The 25,178-nt window shown below is 51.0% G+C and carries 22 protein-coding genes and 2 riboswitches; of the genes, 3 read left to right on the top strand and 19 right to left on the bottom strand.

Features of this window, described 5'->3' with window-relative positions; translation table 11 throughout:
- Positions 1 to 44 precede the first annotated feature (44 nt).
- The 10 genes from CGC65_RS25100 to CGC65_RS25145 all read right to left on the bottom strand — a co-directional run bounded on the left by CGC65_RS25100 (position 45) and on the right by CGC65_RS25145 (position 12,293).
- A complete protein-coding gene (locus tag CGC65_RS25100) occupies positions 45 to 1,787 on the bottom strand; it encodes an ABC transporter ATP-binding protein (RefSeq protein ID WP_002565562.1) in 1,743 nt (580 codons plus the stop codon).
- On the bottom strand, positions 1,784 to 3,598 hold the full coding sequence (locus CGC65_RS25105; RefSeq protein WP_002565563.1) for an ABC transporter ATP-binding protein: 1,815 nt from the start codon (positions 3,596 to 3,598) through the stop codon (positions 1,784 to 1,786). The genes CGC65_RS25100 and CGC65_RS25105 overlap by 4 nt, the downstream gene beginning before the upstream one ends.
- 100 nt (positions 3,599 to 3,698) lie before the next feature.
- On the bottom strand, positions 3,699 to 4,322 hold the full coding sequence (locus tag CGC65_RS25110) for a TetR/AcrR family transcriptional regulator (RefSeq protein ID WP_002565564.1): 624 nt from the start codon (positions 4,320 to 4,322) through the stop codon (positions 3,699 to 3,701).
- A gap of 224 nt (positions 4,323 to 4,546) precedes the next feature.
- Positions 4,547 to 5,110 (bottom strand): alkyl hydroperoxide reductase subunit C, encoded by a 564-nt coding sequence (gene ahpC, locus CGC65_RS25115; RefSeq protein WP_002565565.1) that lies wholly within the window; start codon positions 5,108 to 5,110, stop codon positions 4,547 to 4,549.
- Positions 5,111 to 5,356: 246 nt separating this feature from the next.
- Positions 5,357 to 6,385, bottom strand: a complete 1,029-nt coding sequence (locus tag CGC65_RS25120) for a PTS sugar transporter subunit IIC (protein WP_002565566.1) — start codon at positions 6,383 to 6,385, stop codon at positions 5,357 to 5,359.
- Between the two features lie 191 nt (positions 6,386 to 6,576).
- A riboswitch (glycine riboswitch) is annotated at positions 6,577 to 6,674 on the bottom strand.
- Between the two features lies 1 nt (position 6,675).
- Positions 6,676 to 6,757: riboswitch (glycine riboswitch) on the bottom strand.
- A 240-nt stretch (positions 6,758 to 6,997) separates the two neighbouring features.
- Positions 6,998 to 9,073, bottom strand: coding sequence for a heavy metal translocating P-type ATPase (locus CGC65_RS25125; protein WP_002565567.1), 2,076 nt, complete (start codon positions 9,071 to 9,073; stop codon positions 6,998 to 7,000).
- Between the two features lie 95 nt (positions 9,074 to 9,168).
- The gene (locus CGC65_RS25130) at positions 9,169 to 9,498 is read right to left on the bottom strand and encodes a DUF6110 family protein (RefSeq protein ID WP_002565568.1); all 330 of its coding nucleotides are present in this window, start codon (positions 9,496 to 9,498) and stop codon (positions 9,169 to 9,171) included.
- Between the two features lie 64 nt (positions 9,499 to 9,562).
- A complete protein-coding gene (gene feoB, locus CGC65_RS25135) occupies positions 9,563 to 11,737 on the bottom strand; it encodes a ferrous iron transport protein B (protein WP_002565569.1) in 2,175 nt (724 codons plus the stop codon).
- An 85-nt stretch (positions 11,738 to 11,822) separates the two neighbouring features.
- Positions 11,823 to 12,044: a FeoA family protein gene (locus CGC65_RS25140; RefSeq protein WP_002565570.1), complete on the bottom strand. Its 222-nt coding sequence runs from the start codon at positions 12,042 to 12,044 to the stop codon at positions 11,823 to 11,825.
- Positions 12,045 to 12,083: 39 nt separating this feature from the next.
- Positions 12,084 to 12,293, bottom strand: a complete 210-nt coding sequence (locus tag CGC65_RS25145; protein ID WP_002565571.1) for a FeoA family protein — start codon at positions 12,291 to 12,293, stop codon at positions 12,084 to 12,086.
- 267 nt (positions 12,294 to 12,560) lie between these two features.
- Between CGC65_RS25145 and CGC65_RS25150 the strand changes: the two genes are divergently transcribed.
- The gene (locus CGC65_RS25150; RefSeq protein ID WP_002565572.1) at positions 12,561 to 12,950 is read left to right on the top strand and encodes a metal-dependent transcriptional regulator; all 390 of its coding nucleotides are present in this window, start codon (positions 12,561 to 12,563) and stop codon (positions 12,948 to 12,950) included.
- A 9-nt stretch (positions 12,951 to 12,959) separates the two neighbouring features.
- Here CGC65_RS25150 and CGC65_RS25155 read toward each other — a convergent pair whose 3' ends face one another.
- Positions 12,960 to 14,318 carry a helix-turn-helix domain-containing protein gene (locus CGC65_RS25155; protein ID WP_002565573.1) on the bottom strand — a complete coding sequence of 453 codons (1,359 nt, stop codon included), beginning with the start codon at positions 14,316 to 14,318 and terminating at the stop codon, positions 12,960 to 12,962.
- A 198-nt stretch (positions 14,319 to 14,516) separates the two neighbouring features.
- Between CGC65_RS25155 and CGC65_RS25160 the strand changes: the two genes are divergently transcribed.
- Together CGC65_RS25160 and CGC65_RS25165 are read left to right on the top strand one after the other, a co-directional pair.
- A complete protein-coding gene (locus CGC65_RS25160; protein ID WP_002565574.1) occupies positions 14,517 to 15,689 on the top strand; it encodes a M20 metallopeptidase family protein in 1,173 nt (390 codons plus the stop codon).
- Positions 15,689 to 17,014, top strand: coding sequence for an MFS transporter (locus CGC65_RS25165; protein ID WP_002565575.1), 1,326 nt, complete (start codon positions 15,689 to 15,691; stop codon positions 17,012 to 17,014). The genes CGC65_RS25160 and CGC65_RS25165 overlap by 1 nt, the downstream gene beginning before the upstream one ends.
- A gap of 178 nt (positions 17,015 to 17,192) precedes the next feature.
- On the opposite strand, the gene CGC65_RS25170 is transcribed toward CGC65_RS25165, so the two are convergent.
- The 8 genes from CGC65_RS25170 to CGC65_RS25205 all read right to left on the bottom strand — a co-directional run bounded on the left by CGC65_RS25170 (position 17,193) and on the right by CGC65_RS25205 (position 25,178).
- Positions 17,193 to 18,017 carry a protein-ADP-ribose hydrolase gene (locus CGC65_RS25170; RefSeq protein WP_002565576.1) on the bottom strand — a complete coding sequence of 275 codons (825 nt, stop codon included), beginning with the start codon at positions 18,015 to 18,017 and terminating at the stop codon, positions 17,193 to 17,195.
- Positions 18,014 to 18,976 (bottom strand): SIR2 family NAD-dependent protein deacylase, encoded by a 963-nt coding sequence (locus CGC65_RS25175; RefSeq protein WP_002565577.1) that lies wholly within the window; start codon positions 18,974 to 18,976, stop codon positions 18,014 to 18,016. The genes CGC65_RS25170 and CGC65_RS25175 overlap by 4 nt, the downstream gene beginning before the upstream one ends.
- A gap of 187 nt (positions 18,977 to 19,163) precedes the next feature.
- Positions 19,164 to 19,850 (bottom strand): pyridoxamine 5'-phosphate oxidase family protein, encoded by a 687-nt coding sequence (locus CGC65_RS25180; protein WP_002565578.1) that lies wholly within the window; start codon positions 19,848 to 19,850, stop codon positions 19,164 to 19,166.
- A 229-nt stretch (positions 19,851 to 20,079) separates the two neighbouring features.
- Positions 20,080 to 22,044, bottom strand: a complete 1,965-nt coding sequence (locus tag CGC65_RS25185) for an FtsX-like permease family protein (RefSeq protein WP_002565579.1) — start codon at positions 22,042 to 22,044, stop codon at positions 20,080 to 20,082.
- Complete coding sequence (locus CGC65_RS25190; protein ID WP_002565580.1) at positions 22,041 to 22,739, bottom strand: ABC transporter ATP-binding protein; 699 nt, start codon at positions 22,737 to 22,739, stop codon at positions 22,041 to 22,043. The genes CGC65_RS25185 and CGC65_RS25190 overlap by 4 nt, the downstream gene beginning before the upstream one ends.
- A 209-nt stretch (positions 22,740 to 22,948) precedes the next feature.
- Positions 22,949 to 23,959, bottom strand: coding sequence for a sensor histidine kinase (locus tag CGC65_RS25195; protein WP_002565581.1), 1,011 nt, complete (start codon positions 23,957 to 23,959; stop codon positions 22,949 to 22,951).
- Positions 23,960 to 23,962: 3 nt separating this feature from the next.
- A complete protein-coding gene (locus CGC65_RS25200; RefSeq protein ID WP_002565582.1) occupies positions 23,963 to 24,631 on the bottom strand; it encodes a response regulator transcription factor in 669 nt (222 codons plus the stop codon).
- Positions 24,632 to 24,656: 25 nt separating this feature from the next.
- Positions 24,657 to 25,178, bottom strand: coding sequence for a hypothetical protein (locus CGC65_RS25205; RefSeq protein WP_002565583.1), 522 nt, complete (start codon positions 25,176 to 25,178; stop codon positions 24,657 to 24,659).

Genomic DNA, 25,178 nt, shown 5'->3' on the forward strand with positions numbered 1-25,178 from the left:
CCGGGACTCCATCCATTCCCGGCGGCTTTCCTCTCACCATCTGCTTACAGACTCCAGTTCAGGCTCTTACCCTGAAGCTCTGCCATGTGATGGTATATCCCTTTCTTCTCCAACAGTTCCTCCGGCGTACCCTGCTCCGCCACATAACCATCCTTTAGCACCACAATCCGGTCTGCGCCTGCCACAGTCCTCATCCGGTGCGCAATAATCAGCACAGTCTTATTCTTGACCAGATTGGATATGGCCTGCTGTACCAGAGTCTCATTTTCCACATCCAGAGACGCCGTGGCCTCATCCATGAGAATCACGGGGGCATTCTTTAAAAGGGCCCTGGCAATGGACAGCCGCTGCCGTTCCCCGCCGGATAAGGCAGAACCATTTTCCCCAATCCGGGTCTCATATCCGTTTGGAAGACGATGAATAAATTCCTCACACTGGGCTGCCCTGGCCGCTTCCATCACCTCCTGGTCAGATGCGTCTTTGCGTCCCAGACGGATGTTCTCCATGATGGTATTGTTAAACAGGACCACATCCTGGAATACAATGGAAAAGCTTCTAAGCAGGGTCTCCGGCTCTATCCCGCTGATATCCGTACCTCCCAGCGTAATCTTTCCTCTGTCAATATCCCAGAACCTGGCAGCCAGTTTTGCACTGGTAGATTTTCCGCCTCCTGACGGCCCTACCAGAGCTGTCACCTGTCCCTGTCTTGCTGTAAATGACACATCCTTTAAAATCTGTTTCCCCTCTTTATAGGAAAATCCCACATGGTCAAATACAATATCATATCCATCGTACGCAGCTTCCCTGCTTCCCTGCTGAACAGGCTGCTCCTCAATCCCCTTCATCTGTTCCACCACCAGTAAAGCAGAGTACACAGCCGACAGGTTCTGCAGACAGCCGGTAAGAGGTCCGTACAGCCTGGTGGACGCCACCATAAACATGAGGAACATCATAAAGCCGATGGAATGGGATGACAGAAGAGCAGCTCCCGCCAGTACCGTGGTAGCCATGCCGACTTTCAGGAACATCTGGGACGCTGTGACCATGGTGCCGTTTAACAGTTCCAGACGTATGGTGATGGATTCCACGTTCAGAATCTTCTGGTCCAGCCCCCTCAGATACTCCTCCTGCTGGTTGTTGGCCCTGATGTCCTGGATATTCTCAATGCACTCCTGGATTCCGTCCGAAGCAGCGATTTTCTTTCCCTTCTGCCTGCGCTCCACCTGGTCCACCATGGGTCTTGTACCTGCTGCCAGAAGAAAGGATATGGGAACCACCCACAGCACAGCCAGCCCCATCCGCCAGTCAGCCGCCATAAGACACACTCCTATGATCGCCGTGGATAGGAAGGCCCCTATGAGTTCAGGAATAAAATGGGAAAATGCCTTTTCAATAAACGCGCTGTCCGCCATAATGGTGGTGGTCAAATCCGCCAGATCCCGTTTTCCAAAAAAAGACATGGGCAGGGTTCTGAGCCTCTCCGCCAGACGAATACGCATATTGGCGCTTTCCGTATAGGATGCCACAAAGGTAGCGTCATACTGGATTCTCCAGAAAATGAATATTATAACCAGCAGTACAATGCAGGCTGCCACATACCCGGCCATTCCCAGGGAAGGAGCCTGAATCCCCACCAACGGGCCCAGAAGCCGTTCCATAAAGAGGAACAGGATGCCCATGGGGAATATCAGCCCCATATTGGTGAGAGCACAGGAAAATATGGCCTTTGTCAGATCCCTTCCTCCCTGTTCGCTCAAGGCGAATTTTTTCTGCAGATACTTGCTCATGCCTTTCCACCTACCTTCCACTCTGCTGATGTCTGATAATCCTTCCACATTTTTGCATACAGCCCCCTGGCCTTCAAAAGTTCATCATGGCTTCCCTGTTCAGCCACACGGCCTTTCTCCATCACGAAGATACGGTGAGCCCGGCACACCGTAGACAGCCTGTGGGCGATCATTATCACGGTCTTGCCCTCCACCAGCTTCTCAAAGGCCAGCTGAATCAGATATTCATTGTCAGGGTCGGCAAATGCCGTGGCCTCGTCCAGGAGCACAATGGGAGCGTCCTTTAAGATTGCTCTGGCCAGTGCAATTCTCTGCATTTCACCGCCCGACAGGTACACCCCTTTGGTTCCAACCACCGTATCCAGACCCTGGGGCATCTTCTTAATAATGTCCTCACATCTGGCTGCCTTCACGGCCCCCATGACTTCCTCCTTATCTGCCTCCGGTTTTGCCGCCCGTATGTTGTTCATCAGACTGTCCTTAAATAGATGGCTGTCCTGGAATACAAAGCTGACCCTCTTCATCAGTTCTTTTGTCTCCATCTCCCTCACATCCACACCGCCGATACAAATGCTTCCCTGGTCCACATCAAAAAACCTTGGAATCAGGCTGACCAGAGTAGTCTTGCCGCTTCCGGAAGCCCCTACAATAGCTGTGGTGGCTCCCTGCGGCACAGTAAGAGACACATGCTCCAGAGCGTTTACACCGTCCTTGTTATAGGAAAACGAGACGTCCTTAATCTCAATCCTGTGATTTTCAGGCTTCCTGGGAGCTGCGGGCTCAGAAAGAGGCTTCTCTCTGATAACATTCAATATTCGCTCCAGCGCGTCATTGGCAGCCATGGTATTTTCACTGGTCCACATGATTTTGTCCATCATAGTCACGCAGACAGGTGTAAACAGGATATAGAAAACCAGATCCAGGGCCATGGTCACAAAACCCTGCCCGCCCGCCGCATCCCCTGCCAGAAGAAGGCCCGCAGGTATGAGAACGGCAAATATGCTGTTGATGCTGACCGAATAACAGCACATGGGAATTCTGAGGGACAGGGTATAATTCACAGCCCAGTTCTTATAGCGAATGATGGAATCATGAAAGCTCTTAAAGGAAAAAATGCTCTGCTGGAATGTCTTTACCACAGGGATTCCGCGCACATACTCCACGGCCTCGCTGTTCATGTCCTCCAGGGCATTCTGGTACTGCTTCATGCACTCTGCCATTCCCGTCCCCATCATCCTGCTGAGGAAAAATGTACCCACCGCCATGGGAATGAGGCTGATAAGGCCAAATCTCCAGTCAAACACCAGAAGAAGTACCAGCACTGCCGCCGGCGTCACCAATGCTCCCGCCAAATCCGGTAACTGATGGGCCAGATAAGTCTCTGTCTGTCCTGCCCCGTCGTCAATGATACGGCGCAGTTTTCCGCTTCCGGTCCCCCTCAAATAGCCAATGGGCAGCTCTGCCAGGTGGTGAAGGGCAGCCGTCTTCATATTTCTGGCTGTCCGGAAGGCCGAAAGATGGGTACACATAAGAGCCCCAAAATAGATAAGCATGCTCAGGAGTGAGGAAGCCACCGCCATCCACCCCCAGTAAACCAGCGTTCCGCCGGCCAGTCCTCCCGGCCAGTTCAGGACCGCCAGCTTTATCACCATCCACATGCACAGATACGGCACCAGCGCTATAACCGCGCTGATACCTGACAGAATGCATCCTGTCACTGTAAGGTATTTATACTTCCCTGCAAAGGTCATCAGAGTCACCTTACCTGTATCGGGAAGCCGTGTCATAATATGTTTCCTGCTGCCATCCACTTTTTCATCCTCCTTTTCGTTAGTTTCAACTAACTCATTGTTTTAAAAATAAGGCTGTCAGGCTTCTGCCTTCCGGCTTTCCGCCCTCAAGCCTCATCTCTTACTCACCCAACTCCATGATTCGCACCCAGCCCGCATGCTGAAAACGGCTTAATGTGACAGCACAGGTAATTGCCTGTTCTCTCGGCAGGTCGTGGGACACAAATTCATGGAGCTGCTGGAAAAAGGACCTGCACAGAATATGAATCAGTGTGTTGCTCATTCCTTCAGCCGAATGTCCCAAAGATTCCATAGCTTTTATAAAATCCCGGCAGGACTGCTCCTCCACCGCGGCCAGCCTGTCAAAATAACGGTCCCTGGCTTCCTGGGCGCCGCAGCAAAGAAGCAGCTTGAACACCTCAAAATGATCATAGATATAATTCACCATCCAGGGTATGTACTGCTCTGTAATCTCATTCAGCCTGGCTGGCTGCTGTTCAGGCGGCAGCGCAGCAAAGTCCCTGTGCTCTTTACGGTACAGATCCAGCAGTTCCTCCGCCGTATCTGAGGTCAGCGCGTCAAACAATGCTTTCTTCCCCGGAAAATAACCGTATATGGCTCCGGTTGTCACCGATGCCTCCTTTGCGATTCTCCTGAGCGACGCTTTCTCATATCCATATGTGAGAAATTCCTTCTTTCCTGCCTCCAATATGGCAGTAACCGTACCGTTGTACCTGTCCTCCATGACAATCACTCCAACCTTTTCCCATATCATTATAACACTGTTATATAACATGGTTATTATGGTACAAAAAAAGGCATCCGTCAATACATATAACCGATACCTTTTCTCATTAAACCATTTTATATGTTTTTTTGAAAAAACTTCTCAAAACCAATGAATGCAGCGTACTTTCTCAGCCCTTCATCCACCATCTGTCCGGGACCTGCCATATTGTAGAGGGCGGCTTATAAGAGCCCCACCAGCTCCAGGCTCGGTTTTAAAGTATCTGCTCCCGGCTGCCATTTTGCCGGGCATACCTGATCACCGTGCTCCGCCACAAACTGGGATGCCTGAACACGTCTGAACAGCTCGTCCGCATTCCTGCCCACATTTCCCGCGATTACCTCGCAGGCAACAATCTTTCCTTCCGGATTCACGATAAAGCTTCCTCTTTCAGCCATTCCGTCAGCCTCTATCATCACATCGAAATCCCTGGCCAGACTGCCCGTGGGATCCGCCAGCATGGGATACTTGATTTTCTGTATGGTCCTTGATGCGTCATGCCATGCCTTGTGGACAAAATGGCTGTCGCAGGATACGCTGTATATCTCGCAGCCGGCTGACTTGAAGTCCTCATACTTATCCGCCAGGTCCTCCAGCTCAGTGGGGCAAACAAATGTAAAATCCGCGGGATAAAAGAAAAATACAGCCCACTTCCCTAAAACATCTGATTTCTTCACTTCCCTGAACGCTCCGCCTGCATAGGCCTGTACTGTAAAATCGCTGATTTCTTTTCCTATTAATGACATATTGTTTCCTCCTGGTTTTTGTGATGGTTTACTGCTGCCTTGCCTTCTATCCCGTTACCCTTGAAACAGAAATCCATTGCCCGCTGCCCGGTTGTTAGTTTTGTCTAATTTACTCATATTTTACCAGAACTAATCCCTTTTGTCAATAAACAATATTGATAATTATTATTAATATTGTTTATTGCAAAAAAAATAAAAATAACAGCCAGACAAGTTTCCCCATCTGGCTGTTCCCATGCTGCGTTATTACTCCTCAAACGAATTAATGACGGATAATTCCGGCTTCATATCATACTTCTTCTTAAATACTATGGCTCCCACGATTCCAGCCAGGGTACCGCTGATGGCAGCCAGCAGCAGCGCCATAAGTACCTTTAACGGCGGATTGAAGGCAAAGGGCGCCAGCAGTCCGGGTATGGGAGATGCTGTTCCCGGGGCATTGTTGATAATGCCCAGGAATGCGGCGGCCACTCCCGAAAAGCCTCCCCCGAAAAAGTTGGAACAATAAATCGGTATGGGGTGCTTTGTTATGATATGGGCCTGTGTCAGCGGCTCCATCATAACAGCTGCCACGTTGCTGTTATCCCCGAAGTGGAGCATTTTAAAGATGACACCATTGGTAAAGGAACCGCCGAAGCAGGCAATAGCTGCAATACCCATGGGCAGTCCTGTAAGTCCCAGCATGGCGGTAAGAGCCATGGAACTGAGGGGAGACGTACAAATCATCTTGATAACCCCTCCCAGCAGAAGTCCCATGAGAATGGGCGACTGCTCTGTAGCTGCCGAAATCATGCCGCCGATGTGCGCCAGGGCTGCATTCACAGCCGGATCCACCAGGAAGGCGATGAATCTGGCAATCGGTGCAATCATGAGAGCACCCAGCACGGAATCCAGGCCCGGCGGAAGGTGTTTCTCAATAAACGGCGCAATGAAGCCAATTGCATATCCTGCGATAAATCCCGGAAGGATGCCGTATCCTCCCAGAGCAACACCGGCAACTACTGCAAATACGGGATTCACTCCCATGCCTATCGGTACCATAATTGCCGCTGCCACGCCGCCCATGTTGCCCGATATGGTGCCCGTTTCCCCAAGGAATGCCAGGTGAAGCAAATCTCCGGATATGTACCTGTGGACAGCCTCCACAAGGAAAGTTGCAACTGCTGCATTGGCCATTCCCGACATGGCCGCTGAACCTTTGGGCGCCTTCATACTGAAAAGTGAGAAAGCTGCCAGCGTCAATAATAGTAATCCTAACCCCGTAATAATTGTCATAAATCTACGTTCCTCCTGTTTTTTGCTCTCCGCAGATATGCTTGGCCGCTTTCCACCACAGACCGCCGTTACCGCTGTGATAGCTCTTAAGCTAAGGTATATCCTTGGTAGAGTTTTCGCAATGCAGGTAACGAAGAAGTCCCCAAAATTGCAAAAAAACAGAGACAGACATAAACGTAGCGTAGATGTCTGCCTCTGTCCTTTTACCTGAAAGTTTCCCTGACGCGGTTGCTGCTATGCCGCCGGTTGCTTCATCGGTATTCACATTTTAGTGACCTTCTCCAGAGTCCCGTCCGAATTCGATTCTTTTGCCTGAGAGTTTGCGCATCCCCTTCGGCGTTACCTGGCGGTAATCTCTCCCGAATTCATCAACCGGTCTGTCATTAACTTTGTTTATATTTTAACATCAAACATAGAAAAAAGCAATAGAATTATGTTCAGTTTATTTCTTTTTCACAAAAAACATACCGTTTTTTTATGCATACGGCACAATTTTTTTCACAATAAATGACAGAAAATAAACATATGTCCATTTACTCTCTTCCATTCCCAAAATAATTGTAAAATACAGGAAGGGGGATTTTATTTTTTTTCTGTACGCGCCTTCAAAAATCAATCCAGAAGATTGGTCATACTCTTTAAACTGATAGCCAGAGTGGATGTATTGTGGAGCATAGCTGATGCGGCCGGGGTTATGACGCCTCCCACTCCCAGAAGAATAAGACCCAGGTTGAATCCGATAACAAACCTGTAGTTCCGGTCAATCCGGTCCATGAGTGCCCGGCTGATAGCCCTCAGTGTCACCAGTTGGAACAGGTTGTCCTCCGAGATGGTGATATCTGCTATCTCCCTGGCAATCTCAGCCCCTTCGCTGATGGCAATTCCCGCGTCAGCAGCCGACAGGGCCGGCGAATCATTGATTCCGTCGCCAATCATAATAACCTTGCGGCCCTTTTTCTTTTCTTCGTCCACGAACCGGGCCTTGTCCTCGGGAAGGACCTCCGAATAATACTCGTCCACTCCCACCCGTCCGGCAACAGCGGCGGCTGTGCGCTCACTGTCTCCTGTCATCATGACAATCTTGGTGATTCCCTGCCTGTGAAGGGCGGCGATGACCGCATCCGCCTCATCCCTCAGAGGGTCCTCAATGCAGATAACGGCTGCCAGACTTCCTCCGATGGCCAGGTAGAGGTGGGAATATTCCACGGGAAGGCTGTCAAATACCGTTCTCTTATCCTCCGGTATCCTGCACCCCTCATCTTCAAACACAAAGTGATAGCTTCCAATCACCACCCTTTCATCTCCCACATAGGTGGCAATGCCGTGTGCTACAATATAATCCACCCTGGAATGCATCTCCTTGTGGACCAGCCCCCGCTTCACTGCCTCATTTACCACAGCCTTAGCCATGGAGTGGGGGAAATGCTCCTCCAGGCAGGCAGCAATGCGCAGCAGCTCTTCCTTTCCCATGTCATTGAATACCACCACATCCGCCACCTGGGGCCTGGCCTTTGTCAGGGTTCCTGTCTTGTCAAAGATAATGGTGTCGGCAGCAGCCGCTGCCTCCATATACCTGCCTCCTTTTACCGTAATATGGCAGCTGCCGGCCTCGCGCATGGCCGAGAGCACAGACAGGGGCATAGCCAGCTTCAGCGCGCAGGAAAAATCCACCATCAGGATGGACAGGGCCTTTGTCACATTGCGGGTCAGCAGCCACGTAAGTATGGTTCCGCCCAGACTCCAGGGAACCAACGCGTCCGCCAGGGTGGCTGCCTTTCCCTCAGCCGTGGACTTAAGCTGCTCCGACTCCTCAATCATGGTCACAATCCGTTCAAACCTGGTGTCGCCCGCAGCCGTCCTCACCCGCAGGGTAATCTCTCCCTCCTCTACGGCTGTTCCCGCATACACGTAGGAGCCCTCCTCCTTCCTGACAGGCACTGATTCCCCTGTCATGGAAGCCTGATTCACCATGGCGTCCCCGGAAGCGACCACTCCGTCCAGAGGAATCACATTTCCCATATGGACCGTTACCAGGTCTCCCTCCCTGATTTTTGAAACAGGAACCAGGACCTCTGTCCCATCCACATTCTGCCATACCCCGGAAATGTTTAAGGACATGCTCCTGGCAAGGTCGCCCACTGACTTTTTGCGGGTCCATTCTTCCAGAAGTTCCCCAATCCCCAGAAGGAACATAACAGAACCCGCCGTGTCGAAATCCCGTCTCAGGACAGACACGGCAATCGCTGCGGCATCCAAAACCTCCACCTCCAGCTTGCCCCTGAGCAGACAGCGGACTCCCTTTAGCAGGTACCTGACGGAGTGGGCGGCCGTATAGACGGCTCTGACAGAAGCCGGCAGAAAGGATTTGGCAAATGCCCTGACCACCACTTTCCGGACCAGCTTCTCCTTGTATTCGCGGTTCAGGGCCCTTCCGCTGTTCTTCGGCACCAGCTCTTCCATCCGCTCACTATCATAAGAAAACCTCTGTATTCCCTCCAGTATGCACCTGCGGCTGCCTTCATACACCACAGCGGCATCCGCTGTTCTCTCATATACCCTGACATTTTTTACTCCGGGAAGGGTGCAGAGATAATAATGCAGCAAATCAGCCTGCCGTATGCTCATATCCTTCTGATAAAAATGAACCCTGACCCTTCCCCTTATCTCATGTCTAATTACAAACTTCATTGTTTCAAGCTCCTATTTTCAACTGTCCTGGACACATTTTCAGAGTAAATGAAAAAATTACCGCCCGGAGATTTCTTCCCCAGGCGGATTATACATTACGCTGTAACCGTATCAGCAGAAGCTGTCTCATCTTCCTTCAAATATTCTGAGGTATGCTCAGGGGACTCCTCCCTGCTTTCATCCTCAAATACCTCCTGACAGCGCTGTGCATTGATTTCCCTGGCCTCTGCCAGAATATCCTCAGCGTTCTCCTGGATATTGGAGGCGGTGGTCATCACACAGTTTTTAGCCCTTAATCCGGCAGCCAGGCAGTTGATATATAACTTTTTGGCATCATCGCTTCCCAGAATCTTCACACCTGCTGTTCCAAACAGGACGCCGCCTAAAAAAAGGCCCATTTTTTTACATTTAAAACAATCGATCATTCCTTTATCCTCCTAAATTATATGTAAACAATCCTTATCAGGCACAAAAGAGTATGCAGGGCTGTTATGATGCTGTCTTGGCCTTTACATTCACATTAAGAGAACTGCCCTCTTTATAAGGCCTTACTAACAGATAGATGAATACGGCCACGGCCCCAATTGCCGCAACGGTTCCGACTCCAAAGGTTCCCTCTGTAAACCATCTGCCAAACTGGTATATGCACAGTGCCACCACATATGCAAGTATGGTCTGATAACCGATTGCAAACCAGGTCCACCTTGCATTGTTCATCTCACGCTTGATGGCGCCTATGGCAGCAAAACAGGGAGCGCACAGCAGATTGAACACCAGGAAGGAATATGCGCTGACGGCTGTAAAGCTCTGGGCCAGTGTTCCCCAGATTTCTGATCCGTCCTCAGCCACTTCCGCAAAACCATAGAGAATGCCGAAGGTGCCAACTACGTTTTCCTTTGCAACCAGACCCGTGATGGCCGCCACAGCTGCCTGCCAGTTCCCCCATCCCAGAGGAGCGAATATCCAGGCAATGGCCTGACCGATTGACGCCAGAATTCCATCCGACAAATCTTCCACCATACCAAAATGTCCGTCCACAAACCCAAAGCTGGATGTAAACCAAATAAAAATAGTGGACAGCAGGATTACGGTTCCTGCCTTCTTGATAAAGGACCAGCCTCTCTCCCACATGCTGCGCAGAACATTCGACACAGTTGGAAGGTGGTAAGCAGGAAGCTCCATTACAAACGGCGCCGGATCCCCTGCAAACATTTTTGTTTTCTTTAAGATGATGCCGGAGCAGATAATGGCTGCAATTCCTACGAAGTAGGCGCTGGGTGCTACCCAGGAAGCGCCTCCGAACAGGGCTCCCGCAAACAGCGCAATAATAGGAAGCTTTGCTCCGCATGGAATAAAGGTGGTGGTCATGATGGTCATTTTGCGGTCCCTGTCATTCTCAATGGTACGGGAAGCCATGATGCCGGGAACACCGCAGCCGGTTCCGATCAGCATGGGAATAAAGGACTTTCCTGACAATCCGAATTTCCGGAAAATTCTGTCCATGATAAACGCCACCCTGGCCATGTAACCGCAGGATTCAAGAAACGCAAGGAAAATAAACAGCACCAGCATCTGGGGCACAAAGCCAAGCACAGCGCCCACGCCAGCCACAATACCATCTAATATCAGGCTGGAGAGCCAGTCAGCACAGCCCACCGCGGCGAGGAATCCCTCCACAACAACAGGTATGCCCGGCACTTCCAAGCCAAACAGACTCCAGCCTTCCCCAAACACTCCGTCGTTAGCCCAGTCAGTGGCCCAGGTTCCCACTGTGGTAACTGAAACATAGTAGACAACCCACATGACCGCCGCAAATATAGGCAGAGCCAGGAAACGGTTGGTGACGATATGGTCAATTTTATCGGAGACGCTCATCTTCTCTCTGCTCTTTTTTGTATAACACCTGCCAATAATAGATGTAATGTAGGTATAGCGCTCATTTGTGATGATACTCTCAGCGTCATCGTCCATGGCCTCCTCCATGCGCGCTGTGATGCTTCCCACATCCGGAACCATGGTCATCTGGGCCCCAATCTTGTCATCCCGCTCAAACAGCTTGATGGCATAGAAACGCCTCTGCGCCTCAGGCACATTTCCTCCGATGCATTGCTCGATTTCCTCCAGAGCCGCCTCCACATCGGCGCAGAATTTGTGTACCGGTACAGATGCTCTGCTGTCCCTTGCAAGCTCCACTGCCTTGTTGGCGGCCTCCATGATGCCGGTGCCCTTTAATGCGGAAATCTCCACCACCGGGCAGCCCAGCTCCCTGCTCAGAGCCTGAATGTCAATCCGGTCCCCGCTCTTTTTAACCACGTCCATCATGTTGACAGCCATCAGCACGGGAATCCCCAGCTCCATTAACTGGGTGGTCAGGTACAGGTTGCGCTCCAGGTTGGTTCCGTCCACAATGTTTAAGATGGCATCCGGCCGCTGGGTAATCAGGTAGTTCCTGGCGACCACTTCCTCCAGCGTGTAAGGCGACAATGAATAGATACCCGGAAGGTCCATGATGATGACATCCTTGTTCCCCTTAAGTTTTCCTTCCTTCTTTTCCACCGTGACACCAGGCCAGTTTCCAACAAACTGATTGGATCCGGTAAGACCATTGAACAGCGTGGTCTTTCCGCAGTTGGGATTACCGGCCAAAGCAATTTTGATTGACATTTTCATATCCTCCTCATTCTCTTATTGAGAAAATTTATCAATAAATTAGTTGTAGCTAACTCATTCTTTTAAAAAAAAGCAGTTTCTACTGCACTTCAATCATCTCGGCATCCGCTTTCCTTAAGGACAGCTCATAGCCCCTAACATTCACCTCCACAGGGTCCCCCAGAGGCGCCACCTTGCGGACATAGACTTCCGTCCCTTTTGTGATGCCCATATCCATGATTCGCCGCTTTACGGCCCCTTCTCCGTGAAGTTTAACAACCGTTACCGTGCTTTTGCATTTTACTTCCTTCAATGTGCGCATCTTATTAATGCTCCTTTCCTTCTCATACCCGCGGCCAGCTTACACCATAATCTTATTGGCCATCTCTTTGCTGATAGCAACCCTTGATTCCTTTACATTGACAATCACATTGCCATTGTTAGCTGAAACAACAGTCACACTCGCTCCCGGCACAAACCCCATGTTCTCCAGATGACGCTTTACCTCTTCCTTGCCGCCCACCCGGACTATGGATGCCACCGTACCTTCTTTTACCAATGTCAACGGCATACCCATCACTCCTCTTTCTGAACCTGATGTGATTCTGTTTCCTGAAATTTCTATATTGCAGCTGGAAAGTTATGGTATCCTAACTGCAAATTTAGGTTAGCACCAGTTAACCGAAATGTCAATCATTTTTTTCAATTTAATTGCAGGTTTTTTGCTCTTTCAGACCTGGCGCTAATTTGCGTTTCCTTTCCGGGTATGATAAAATAGAAAATAGCCGCCGCAGACTTTGAACTAACTAATATTTATCAGTGGGAGGATTTGATTAAATTGAAAATACAGGAATCAGCTGAAAACTATCTGGAAACAATCTTGATTTTAAGCCGCAAAAACCCCTATGTCCGCTCCATCGACATCGCCAACGAACTGGCCTTTTCCAAGCCCAGTGTCAGCGTGGCAATGAAGAATCTGCGTGAAAACGGTTATATCCTCATGGATGACCAGGGGCACATCACCCTCAGCAGCATGGGAAAGGAAATCGCCGAAACCATGTACGAACGCCACACCATGCTCTCCCAGTGGCTCATGTACCTTGGCGTGGATGAACAGACAGCCGCGGAGGATGCCTGCCGCATTGAACATGTGGTCAGCGCAGAAAGCTTCCGGGCCATCAAGGACCATATTACCAAGGGGCATGAGCTTCCGGAAGACAATTTATAAGGCACGCAGTCAGAAATATTCCTGCTGCTGTCCCTGTTGTTCTTCCGGGTTCCCCGGACCGCCGGTCCTGATATACACACTTTCCGGCCGCCCCTTGGTGGTGGTCCTGGTCTTATATGCAATCTTCAGATATCCCTCCTGCTCCAATACAGCCAGAAAACGGTTGGCGCTCCGCTTGGTGATGCCCAGCCTGAGCGCAAGGGTCCTGGCTGTGATTTCCTGCTTTTCGGAGGCGCTGATAGCAGTAAATATTTTCTTTACTGTCAGGGGTGAAAGCTTGGACTGCACGTCCAGCACCTCACTGTTGTCCACATTAAGGAGAAGCTGGCCGCAGTCCCCCATGGGACCAATAATCTGCTCCCTCTCATTGATCAGGTATGCCAGAGACTGCTTAAGTTCAGCCTCATGGCAGGCGTCAAGAGCATTTAACCGGGCCTGTGAAAGACTGTTCCCAAGACCGCAGCCGATGCTGAAACGGGCGGACAGCTTTTTTTCCCTCAGAAACGGGCTGAGGCGGTCCTCCTTAAAATCTCCGGTCCAGCCCGAAACATGTTTCTTGGTAGACACGATTTCCAGCCCGTAATGGCGCCTGTGGACCGAACAGTCAATCATGGATGCCCCTATAAATTCAATCACAAGATTTTCAAGCCTCATGTAATCATAATCCAGGCCCTGGAACATCTCGCCGCCGGAACCATTTTCCGACAGTTTCACGATGATGACTCCCGGTATCTGCTCCTCCAGCTTCCTGCGCTCAATCTCATTGAGAAGCTTGTCGCACATCTCCCCCACATACCGTTTGCTGGGGAACGGGAAATAGACCTTCACGCCGGCCTCCTGCAGTGCCGGCACAATACTGGAAAACCGCGTGACGGATAAATCAATCTTTCCTTCCTCCCAGAGCCTTACATGTTTCCCGTACTCCTCCTGCTCAATTCCCAGCATCCGCTCCATGTCAAATTCATCCGCTGAAAGCTCCCGGATATCGGGCATGGGGCTGCGCCCCTCCACAAAATCCTTTAGTCCCACTCCGAAGATTTCCACAATATCAGCGTAAACCCTTGTAAAATCCAGGTTTCTGTTCTCATTTAACAGCTTTAGAAATAAACGGTACAGGGCAGCCTCATCAGTGTTGAAAAAACAGATGGGGCGCTTTTCTTCTTTATAATAAAGATGTATCATGTGCGCAGGAAAACTGCCGGAAGTCAGGATGCCGTCAAACTCCTCCGTAACATTTTCATAGATATACTGTATATCTGAAAATGTTTTATATGTAAATATGCAATAATCAACGTCCAGGTCCCCAAGCATGGACTGGAGAAACTCTTTTATATATTCTGTTGCGATGACTGCAATCTTTCTCTTCAATTCCATTCCTCCCAAAACCGCTTTGTCTTTTATCTTAACATAGCAAAGGAAAATCCGCATCCTCCAAATGGAAAAATCCCCGGCTTTTTGTCAATTGTGCATATAAATATTTTTTATCCCCTTGACAAACATGGTCTTTTTGCTATAATAAAGACACGTCTTTATATAGTCTTTTTATATTCCAAGGAGGGTACCGCAATGAACGAATTCTTACGACGAGCAAAGGAACTCGAACACCAGATGCAGAAGGACCGCCGCTACCTGCACCAGCATGCCGAAGCAGGGGAACACCTGCCCGGAACCACTAAATATGTCATGGAACGCCTTTCTTCCATAGGGCTTTCCCCCCGGGAAATCTGCGACTCAGGCATCACTGCCCTGATTGAGGGCAGCTGCCCCGGCAAGACCATACTTCTCAGAGCTGACATGGATGCGCTCCCCATGAAAGAGATGAACAGTCTTCCCTTTCAGACAGTCACGGAGGCGGCCCACAACTGCGGACATGACATACATACCGCCATGCTTCTTGCTGCTGCCCAGATTCTGCATGAGCGCAGAGATGAGCTCTGCGGCAGCGTCAAGCTGATGTTCCAGCCGGCGGAAGAGGTTTTTACTGGTTCTGAGAACATGATTAAGGCGGGAATTCTTTCCAATCCCACGGTAGATGCCGCCATGGGCATACATGTGATGTTAGATACCCCGGTTCCCTCCCTCAACTATGGCACGGGCTTCATGACGTCCTCCTGCGACGGTTTTAAAATCACGGTAAAAGGTGTGGGCTGCCATGGGGCCATGCCTCATCTGGGTATTGATCCCATCAATGTGGGCTTTCATATTTACAGCGCCTTCCAGAATCTCATAGCCAGGGAGTGTGATCCAGGCGAGAAGGCAAGTCTTACCCTGGGTGCGTTTAATGCGGGAAACACCTCCAACATTATTCCTGACAGCGCCGTACTCATGGGCACCCTGCGCACCTATAACAAGGACTTGCGCGCCAGGCTTGTAAAAAGGATGCATGAGATTGCAGAATACACGGGAAAGGTCTTTGGAGTGGCCATTGAATACGAATCCCTCTCCGAGGTGCCCTCCACCTGCTCTGACCCGGATCTTACCAGGGAGCTGGCAGAATATGCCTCTGAGGTGGTTCCTGATTTCATCAAACACACCGATTACTCCGTAACACCTTCCGATGACTTTGCCCGCGTGTCCGAAAAGGTCCCCACCGTCTACTTCATGATAGGATGCAGGGTGGATGGGTGCACGGTTCAGCACCATAATCCGGGCGTATTATTCGATGAAACCGTCATGCCCTACGGGGCCGCAGTACACGCAGCCTGCGCATTTAACTGGCTGAACAGGAGGAACGCATAATGGAACGCAAAAAAATATACTATGGCTGGTTCGTTGTCTTTGGTTGTCTCATGATTACATGTACCATGGTGCCCCCCATCATGGCGCTCAGCAATAAATTCCTGATACAGGTTACGGGTGAGCTCCAGATTTCCAGAAGCGCCTTCACCCTGGCCAATACCATTCTCCAGGGTCTCGGAATCTTCCTGTCCCCTGTTGTGTCGGCCAGGCTTGCAAGAGGCAACATGAAACGGATTCAGACCGTCAGCATTATCGGCTTTGTCCTTTCCTACGCTTCCTTCTCCCTTGCCACCAATGTGATTCATCTATACATTTCCTCCTTCTTTACCGGTATTTTCTTTTTAAACGCTTCCCTGATTCCGGTGAGCATGATGATTACCAACTGGTTTGTCAAAAAGAGAGGACTTGCCATGAGCATTGCCATGGCCGGAATCGGCGTGGGCGGCACCATCTTCAGCCCTGTGATCACATGGCTGCTGGGGGCATATGGCTGGAGGAGCACCTACCGGATCATGGCACTCATTATCCTGGTACTGGCCCTTCCCGCTGCCCTGTTCATCCTCAGAAAACGTCCGGAGGACATGGGACTTTTACCCTATGGCAGCCAGGATTCCACCATTGAGAATTCCTCCCTTCAGGATTCCTCCTCCAGGGATGCCGCCTCCAAACGAATCCCCCAAAAGGCAGACGTGATGTTTCCGCTGAGCGTAAAGGAATCCAGGACAAAGCTGTTCTTTATCCTTTTCATATTCGGCATGCTGTGCAACGGACTGATTAATACGGGCTCCCTGGGCCACTTCCCTCCGGCCATCGAGGAACTTCAGGGCCCCCAGGTACAGGCATTAATCATCTCCCTGTATTCCATGATTGGCATTTTCGGGAAGCTGGTCCTTGGATGGCTCAATGACAGGTTCGGCGTTGTGGCCAGTACTGCTTTTGGATGCATCACCTTTGCCCTTTCCTTTATCTTCATCCTGTTTGGCCAGAATATCAGCATGCTCTACATCATGGCCTTCCTCTTCGGCCTGGGAGATGCTATCGGCACCGTCACCCCTCCGCTTATCACCTCCGCCATCTTTGGCGCTGAAAAATACGGCGAGGCATACGGAATCGCCAACAGCTTTACACAAATCGGCCTTTCCCTGGGAGCGCTCATGGTGGCTGCCATATACGACACCAGCGGCTCCTACAACACAGCCTGGATTCTCCTTCTTATCCTGACCCTGGGCGCCTTCGCGGGATGGGTGGGCGCGTATGCTGCATCCAGAAAATACTGCCGAAAGCCTGCGGCGGGCAATACGCAGAATATGCAGGCCGCGCAATAAAACCGGAAGCAAAGCGCCCTCAAACCATTCAAGTATGCCTGAATGGTTTGAGGGCGCTTCTTTTCATGCTTCTTTTTCATTTGTATTTGATTCTGTATTCCGCTACATAAAGATGCCGGTATGCCGCAAGTAAAAAGTGCCGGCAGCTTCAGCCTCTGGAACGTCTGTAAAAACATTCTTATGACAACAGTTTTTCATATAATTCCCTGTCCCCATCCTTAAACACATTAAAAACAATCCGGTCAAAGGCCGCTTTGCGCTGTTTTATGAATTTCGTCACTGTATCCACCGCAATCTCAGCCCCCTTATCATTGGGAAAATGGAATTCCCCGGTAGAAATACAGCAGAAGGCGATGCTCCTTAATCCCTGGTCCGCAGCTGCCTCCAGGCAGGAAACATAACAGTTTCTCAGGTCCTGTTTCAGTTCTTTTGTCAGCCTCATTCCCACCACAGGTCCCACGGTGTGAATCACATACCGGCAGGGAAGGCAGAACCCCGGCGTCAGCACTGCCCTTCCGACAGGCTCCTCATAATCCGGGTCCTCCCTGCGCCTGTCATCCATATACCGGCTGCAGGCCTCACGCAGCCTCAGACCTGCAGCGGAATGAATGGCGTTGTCAATACAGCCGTGGCATGGCACAAAGCACCCCAGCATACGGGAATTGGCCGCGTTGACAATGGCATCTGCCTGCAGCCGTGTAATATCGCCCTGCCATATGGATATACGGTCCCCAAACAGGACGCCGCTTCCATATTGCTCCTTTACGGTTGGTATGTCAGCCAGGCTCACAATTCCCTTTTCCCTGGCTTCCTCCCTCAGGAATTCATCCTGAATCTCCAGGAATCCGGCAGGCAGTGGCCCGGGCATACGGATATTCATAAGGGAACGCATGACCCTGCGCCGGTCCCGGGGCCTTACCTCCATGTCCCTGAAGCTGACCGAATCCTTCTTAAGTTCTTCCACAATATAGTTAAGACGTGCTTCCTGGCCCATCTGCTTCATGGCTGACAGCTCCCTTCTCCCCAACCGGCCCCGTCATTGCATCCTGCGTCTGTTCCTGCCAGATGCTCCAGCACATGCGCGATGTCAGCCTTCAGCACCAGTGACCGGTCCATGATGTCATCCGGCACCCACGCCTGCTCCAGATTGACGCTGATATAAAATGCCTGTTTCCACTGCTTTGTCATTCTCCAGAAGGGGTATTTTATAATGCCGGGCGTGTTCATACCCACCCCTAATTCCAGGAAAACCAGTGTTTTTTCCTGATTATTGCGCAGAAATGTTTCATACCGTACCGCTGCCCGGTACCACGCCTCATCCTCCACAAAGTTACCGTCGCACCTCAGATGTACTTCCATGTCGCCTCCGCACACCGGACACTTGGGCACCTGACAGGAGGGAATCCTGCAGTCCTTCTGTTCCCTCAGCATGGCCCGGATCTGCGCCTCATTGTCATACAGTCTCTTATGGCATGCCTGTTTGCACTGGAACAGCCCGTAGTCTCCCTGGGTTGCAAATATACACTCGTCCTGAAAACCGGCCAGCCAGAACTGGTGGTCCACATTGGTGGTCAGGACAAAGTGGTTTTTATCCTTCATCATGGCATACAAATCCCTGTACAGCTTTGCCGCCGGCATGTCGTACCTGTTATAATAAATATGGCGGCTCCAATAGGCCCACTTCTCCTCCTGGGTGGGAAACGGATAGAACCCCGCTGAGTACATGTCCCTCATGCCGTACCGTTCTATGAATTCCCTAAAATGATCCTCAAACCGCCTGCCTGCATAGGTCAGGCCGGCCGCAGCAGACAAGCCGCTTCCTGCTCCGATGACAACAGCGTCAGCCTGCTCCAGACGCCGTTTCAGCGCCAGGAGACAATCCCCATATGCGGGATTCGGGTCTCCGATATCCTTTTCATCCTTTTTCTGTGCTTCGGTTTCCTGCACTGCGGTTTTCTGCATTCCAGTTTCCTGTATTCCAGTTTCCTGCGCTGCGGTTTTCTGTCCTCTGCCTTTCATATTTCCACTTCCCTTTGATTCATTTTGCCGTCATACTTTCTTTATTCCCGTTTTTTCTCTTCTGTTCCCGCCTGATGCCTTCGGGTATCTCCTGTTCTAACCCCCAGGGGTCACGCCTCCTGTCATCTTTTCAGCTGCCTCTCCCATCGTCCTTCCGCCATTGTCCCGCCGTTGTCCCGTCCTCCTCCCGGCGCACTACTGCTCCGAACGGACATACCTCCAGACAGTTTCCGCACCGGATGCAGTGCTCTTTCTGTATTTCAAAGGGCACTTGTGCCGTGGTTATACACGTTTGGGGGCATTTGGAAAGACAGTTTCCACATCCGCGGCATTGCCTGGTGATAAAATATCCGCCTGCTTCCTCCTTATCCCAATCCCCAATTAAAAATCCCTTCCTGGTAATAGGTTTTACGGATAAATCAAAATACTCTCCCCTGCCCCGGGTTACACAAAATACGGTTATGGCCATGCGGCTCTCCTTATCAGGATATATCTCAGCCATATAAGGATTTTCTTCAAATACCCTGTCTACCAGTCCTGCACCCAGTTCCTTCACCTCGCCCCGGATGGATATGGCCTTTTTGCTGAGAGAACCCCCGCCTCCCGTCATTCCGCTGATGGCCACATACTTCCGCTCTGTCAGCTGCCGGTAAAATTCCTTGCCCTTGGCTGTAATAAAATAAAGGGTATTTTCATCTGCCAGCATAATGTCAATGACCCTGGCCGCCGGATGTCCGTCCCTGTCCACAGTGGCAAATACCACGGAATGGATATCATCCTTTAATATGTTCAGATAATCCCCTGTATCCAATGTCATCCCGTCCTTTCCAGGGCCTCCGCCCAATCTGCCTTCATTATACCCCATCCGGGAAACGTGGTAAATTACGCACTATAAAGTGCCATGGTTTCCAAAAGATACTGCCGGTGTGCCTGCCAGTTTCGTGCTTTCCAGTGTGCCTGCCAGCTTCGTGCTTTCCAATTTCATTTCCCCCCATCTGCCCCGCCAAAGAGTCCGCGCTCCGCTCCGGGGCCAGAGTATTGAACCATCAAATCATGGTATCGTCCCTCATGCCCTCCACTATATTGATATTGCCTGTCCTTCTGCCGGCTGTCCAGTATGCCATACCCACAAATACCAGAATCGCTCCCCCAAACAGAGCCAGGGGCTTTAAGGGTATGACGGACAGATAATCACTGAACGTAAACCGGCTCTGCCGGACCGTGAATATGACAAATCCTATATTGACCGGAATGCTGGCCAGAATGGGCCTAATGCCTACAATGCAGGCCTCCATGGCCAATATCCGCGCCAGTCCCCCCGGTGTGACTCCCACTGACAGATACCGTGCAAATTCCCGTTTTCTCATATAAAGTCCGCCCAGGGTATTGGCATATACATTGGCAATTCCCACCAGGGCCAGAAGCCCGCAAAGGCTGCCCATGATAAGCTGGTATCCCCTCCTTACATCCATCTCATAAGCTTCCTCTGTCTGCCGGTTTTCCAGCTCATAGTCCATTTTCCCGTCCATCAGTCTGCTCACGCTTTCTTCCAGCTTCGGGACCGCCTCATCCGATACGGCTTTGATTTGGTAATACACTTCCCCCGGAACCCTGTCCCCCGCCTTCTCCTCATATATTTGCTCCGGCATGATGTGCACCAGTGAAAAATCAGGATATTCTTCCCTCAAATCCGGTACCTGGTTTGTATATGCTCCTGTGTGCAGCTGTATACTTCCACGGTCCCCGTTTTCCCCCATTCCATTCCCTTCATCTACTGCAACAGCCACAGGATGATCAAGCGCACTGATAAAAGGGAGGTAAGCCTTTGCCCGGAAATGGCTGTTCACATTGTCCCATATCCGGTTGACTGTGACCTCAGTGACAGAGCTGTCAAGCCCCGCCTCCTCCAGGAACTCATGAAAGCTGTCCTGGTCCAGTATTACCATGGAAACCTTTATCCGATATCTTCCATCCAGTTTTTGAATCCCGGTATTTTTAAGGCTTTCCAGACCGCCTGCTTTCCTGAGTTCTTCTGACAGCATCCCCTCCTCCAGCCAGGTATAGCCCTCTGCCTTTTCATAACGGATACACCGGGTGACCCCGGACAGGCTGCGGATGTCCCCCAGCAGCCCGGGCGGCATGCCGCCAGATTCTTCTTTGACCGCGGCCATTAAATCCCAGGTATCCTTGTACCGCTCAAAATACGTGTACTTTGTACTGAGCCCGGATAATACCCAGAAATTCAGAAACAGGCTGAACACCATAAAGGACAGGGTGAGGGACAGGGAGGAGGCCCGAAACGCCTTTCTTCTGGCATACAGGGACTTCCTGGCAAGTTCTCCCTCCACACCCCAAATTTCAGAAAAAAGACGGGATGATTTCACCTGACGGACAGGCTCTTCCCTTCCTCCCATGACTGCATCCAGAGGGTTTACCCGGCTCAGCTGTATGGCTGCGCGGCCGCCGGCCGCGCCCACGGTCAGAACGCATATGCCCAGGGACAGAAGGAACAAAAGGGGATGATACGTTAAATAAGCTGCCTTCATTCCCAGGGCCCTGCTGATGGAATTAGCCATATGCAGAAACAGGGCCGCAGCCCCCACGCCGGCAGCAATTCCCGCCAGAACAGGCAGCAGGCTTAAAGCAATGGCCTCCTGCAGCAGACACGCTCTTATCTGGCCCGGTGTGGCCCCCACTGTCTGCAGGATTCCCAACTGATGCATGCGCTCATCCGCTCCCATCACAAATGCGTGATACAGTACCAGTGCCATGGACAGACAGACCATGCACATGATGACAAAATAAAATCCGGTGAGTAAGGAAGGCTGCGCACCGGCCTGCCAGTCCCCGCCCTTTTCTGCGGCCCGTCTGACTGAATCCACCCACATATTGTAAAACAGGGTGGTTATGAAGGAAATAAACAGGGAGGACACAAAGGCTGCCGCCATGATAGAAACAGAGGACTCCCTATGGTCTTTCAGATATTTCCTGGAATACTCTTTCCATATCATATCCGTCCCCCCTGTCTCCCATTGGGCGCGTCAGAGACAATACGTCCGTCTTCCAGGCGGATGATGCGGTCAGCCTGAAGCGCTATTTCCTGGTCATGGGTAATAAGAATCAGGGTCTGCCTGTATGTCCTGTTGGAGTACTTAAGCAGATTCATAATCTCCTGGCTGTTCCTGCTGTCCAGATTTCCCGTGGGTTCATCTGCCAGAACCAGGGCGGGGGCATATAAAAGCGCCCTGCCGATGGCTGCCCTCTGCTGCTGCCCTCCTGACAGCTGTCTCGGCAGATGGGCTGCCCTGTCCCTCAAATCCAGAATGTCCAAAAGCTCTTCCAGACGTTCCCGGTTCACCTTCTGCCCGTCCAGCTTCACCGGCAATGTCATGTTATCCACCACGTTCAGAACCGGTATCAGATTATAAAACTGATAAATTAGCCCCACCTGCCTGCGCCTGAATATGGCCAGTTCTTTCCTGTTCCTGGCATATACATCGCTTCCATCCACCCAAACATGGCCGGATGAGGGGACATCCACGCCTCCTATCATGTGGAGCAGGGTGGACTTTCCCGATCCGGACTGTCCTATGATTGCCACAAATTCACCCTTTTCCACGGAAAATGATACATCCCTCAGGGCATGCACCTGATTCTCCCCTGTTCCGTATACTTTGCACAAATGTTCCGTTCTCAACAGCTCCATTTTCCATCCTCCTTCTCTCCTAACGTCATCCTGTTTCACCGCAATCAGTATACCATTTTCACCATGACAGCCCGGTGAATTTTTCATAACAATATTGTCACATTGCGGTCAGGCATACAAAATTACGGTGCAGAAAAAAAGAAGCCCCGGAGCGTGGCATAAAACGCCCCGGGACATGCAGATGGCGGGAATGAATATTCAAACACGCTCTATACAGCTCCTTTGTAAAACCGGATGCAGAACCTGGCCCCGCCATTCTCCCGGTTGGAAGCCAGTATGGTTCCCTTTTGTTCTTTTATAATCATACCGGATAAGGCAAGCCCAATCCCCACGCTGTCACCGCAGGCATTCTCCCCCCGGTAAAACCGTTCAAAGATATGCTTCAGATCTGCCTTTGAGAATCCCTTGCCTGTATCCTCCACCTGTATCTGTGTATACACAGGATTCTCCTCTGTGCTGACCGTAACTGTCCCGCCTGCCGGTGTATGTTCCATGCAGTTTTTGAGAATATTGCCCAGCGCTTCCACTGACCACAAAAAATCTCCTGTGTACCGGGCGCCCTCCTGCCCTTTAAGTATCAGCTGCTGTCCCTTAAGTTCCATGGGCACCGCCAGAGGCTCTGCTGCCTTTTGAATCACATCCCCGGCCAGAACCATCTCTTGTTTTAAGACCACGGTACCGGACTCCAGACTGGCCATCTTTAAAAGGGCCGCAATCAGCCACTCAATCCTTGCCAGCAGGCTGCCTATGCTTCGGGATATCCTGGACCTTTCCTGTTCATTTTCTTCCTCCTTAAGCTGCCGCAGAAGCATGTGTATGGAAGTCAGGGGTGTTTTTACCTGATGCGATATATCGGCCAGAGATTCCTGAAGATATGCCTTGTCTGTCCTCAGCTCCTCTGCCTGGTCCCTGAGACGTATGGTCATCTTATAAATCTTGCTTGCCAGGACAGCCAGCTCCCCTTCCTCGTCAGGTATGCCGGCCATGCTGTCATTTCCGTACAGCACCCGGTCCACCTCCCGTGAGAGCTGTAAAAGCCTGTCATATCGTTTTGCGGTAAACCAAAGGGATATTCCGCTGCCCGCCAGACAGAGGGCGGCAGCATACAGGGCACAGCCTATATCCCAGATTATGGCGGCTGCCGCAGCCGCTGTAACCAGAAGTACTCCGTGAATGCCCGTCTGCAGCCTCACCTCTGGATTTCTCAACCATTCAGCCATCTCTCATCCCACCTTATATCCCCTCCCCCGGACAGTCTCTATGATTTCCGGATGAGCCGGATCTTTCTCAATTTTATCCCGTAGTCTCTTTATGTAAACCGTAAGGGTATTATCATTTACATAATCCCCGGCAATGTCCCATATCTCTTCCAATAACCGGTTCCTGGTCAGCACTTCACCCTGCCGGTTCAAAAAGACCAGAAACAGCCTGTACTCCAGGGCTGACAATATAATTTCCTGTCCGTCCCTGGTTACAGTCCCCTTCACAGTGTCCACAAGCAGATCCCCTGCCCGCAGCACGGACCGGCTCCTGCCCCTTCTCCTGAGCACGTTTTTCACCCTGGATACCAGTTCCAGGGGGCGGAAGGGCTTTGCAATATAGTCATCCGCCCCCAGCTCAAATCCGGTCACCACGCTTTCCTCGTCCCCCATAGCCGTCAGGAAGATAACCGGAATATCAGCCTCCCGTTTTATGGCAGTGCAGACAGAATACCCGTTTCCGTCAGGAAGCATTAAATCCAGCAAGACCAGGTCAAAGGATTCCCGCCGTATCTGTTCAAGGCTTTCCTCCCTGGTTCCCACCGCAACAGCCGTAAACCCTTCCTTTTTCAGCAGAAGCAGGAGGTTGCCCGCGATGTCCCTGTCATCCTCCACAATCAATATCCGGTTCATCCCCGCCTCCTTTCCCAGACATCTGTCAGCGTTTCTTTAACCGCTCCATCAAAAGCTTCATCTCTCCCATATCCGGCTCCGCGGCATCCCAGTCACCGCCAAAAAATCGGTAATAGGAAAACAGCTGCTCCAGCTGCAGCCAGCTCCCGTCCATAGCCGCAGCCAACAGCCCAGCAATGCGGTTGACCATATATTTGTTCAATGTCTTCATATCCTGCTGGGACAGCTGCCCATTGGCATGCATGTCCTCAACCGGGCCGTTTCTGAACGCGTAATGAGTCACTGCCTTGGAAATGGCGTCAATATTTTCCCCCCTGAGCAGCCGCTCTCTGGAATTTTCGTTCAGCTGTGCAAACAGCTCCGAATTTTCATCCATAAACTGCTGGTATATCATATTTTTAATGGATATCCCATACTTCCTTCTCTTATAGGCCACTTTCCCCATGGAAACCCCAAACCGTTCTGCGATCTTCCTGTCCGTCATGCCTTCCTCATAGTATAAATGCTTCAGTTCTTCCTCTGTCACTGTATCCCATTGATATTCCAT

The organism is Enterocloster bolteae (assembly GCF_002234575.2).
Lineage (GTDB): Bacteria > Bacillota > Clostridia > Lachnospirales > Lachnospiraceae > Enterocloster > Enterocloster bolteae.